Source organism: Neopoerus faecalis (genome assembly GCF_029218125.1).
In the GTDB taxonomy this organism is placed as follows: domain Bacteria; phylum Bacillota; class Clostridia; order Oscillospirales; family Oscillospiraceae; genus Oscillibacter; species Oscillibacter faecalis_A.
In genome coordinates this window covers 1-1,647 of record NZ_JARFXX010000025.1, presented here as the reverse complement: position 1 = coordinate 1,647, position 1,647 = coordinate 1, and the positions used below count along the sequence as shown (strand labels likewise).

The 1,647-nt window shown below is 52.4% G+C and carries 1 rRNA gene; it reads left to right on the top strand.

Annotation, left to right across the window (positions count from 1 at the left end):
* Positions 1–216 precede the first annotated feature (216 nt).
* Positions 217–1,647, top strand: a 16S ribosomal RNA gene (locus tag PY311_RS12515); the annotation flags it as partial.

Below are 1,647 nucleotides of genomic sequence, written 5' to 3'. Positions count from 1 at the left end.
ACTGTTCCGCATGAGGGACGTGCACCTTGTAAATTAAACAACGTGAGAAAAGAAAGCACCAGCGGAGCGAGCTTTTCACGAGGCTCGCGACGAAGTTGTGGGTGAATAGGCCGTAGTCAATTCGGTCGAAAGCAGCAACTATAAAAGAGAAATAAATGAAGTCATGATAAATGACTCTATGATTGATTTGAACGGTGAAAACCGTTTAGATACTATATTATAGAGAGTTTGATCCTGGCTCAGGACGAACGCTGGCGGCGTGCTTAACACATGCAAGTCGAACGGAGCACCCTTGAATGAGACTTCGGTCAAAGGAAAGGAATGCTTAGTGGCGGACTGGTGAGTAACGCGTGAGGAACCTGCCTTTCAGAGGGGGACAACAGCTGGAAACGGCTGCTAATACCGCATGACGCATTCGGATGGCATCATCTGAATGCCAAAGATTTATCGCTGAAAGATGGCCTCGCGTCTGATTAGATAGTTGGCGGGGTAACGGCCCACCAAGTCGACGATCAGTAGCCGGACTGAGAGGTTGACCGGCCACATTGGGACTGAGATACGGCCCAGACTCCTACGGGAGGCAGCAGTGGGGAATATTGGGCAATGGGCGCAAGCCTGACCCAGCAACGCCGCGTGAAGGAAGAAGGCTTTCGGGTTGTAAACTTCTTTTAAGAGGGAAGAGCAGAAGACGGTACCTCTTGAATAAGCCACGGCTAACTACGTGCCAGCAGCCGCGGTAATACGTAGGTGGCAAGCGTTGTCCGGATTTACTGGGTGTAAAGGGCGTGCAGCCGGGTGCGCAAGTCAGATGTGAAATCTCAGGGCTCAACCCTGAAACTGCATTTGAAACTGTGCATCTTGAGTGCCGGAGAGGTAATCGGAATTCCTTGTGTAGCGGTGAAATGCGTAGATATAAGGAAGAACACCAGTGGCGAAGGCGGATTACTGGACGGTAACTGACGGTGAGGCGCGAAAGCGTGGGGAGCAAACAGGATTAGATACCCTGGTAGTCCACGCTGTAAACGATCAATACTAGGTGTGCGGGGACTGACCCCCTGCGTGCCGGAGTTAACACAATAAGTATTGCACCTGGGGAGTACGATCGCAAGGTTGAAACTCAAAGGAATTGACGGGGGCCCGCACAAGCGGTGGATTATGTGGTTTAATTCGAAGCAACGCGAAGAACCTTACCAGGTCTTGACATCCTGCTAACGAAGTAGAGATACATCAGGTGCCCTTCGGGGAAAGCAGAGACAGGTGGTGCATGGTTGTCGTCAGCTCGTGTCGTGAGATGTTGGGTTAAGTCCCGCAACGAGCGCAACCCCTATTGTTAGTTGCTACGCAAGAGCACTCTAGCGAGACTGCCGTTGACAAAACGGAGGAAGGTGGGGACGACGTCAAATCATCATGCCCCTTATGACCTGGGCTACACACGTAATACAATGGCGGAGAACAAAGGGATGCAAAGCCGCGAGGCAGAGCGAACCCCAAAAAGCCGTCCCAGTTCGGATCGCAGGCTGCAACCCGCCTGCGTGAAGTCGGAATCGCTAGTAATCGTGGGTCAGCATACCACGGTGAATACGTTCCCGGGCCTTGTACACACCGCCCGTCACACCATGAGAGTCGGGAACACCCGAAGTCCGTAGC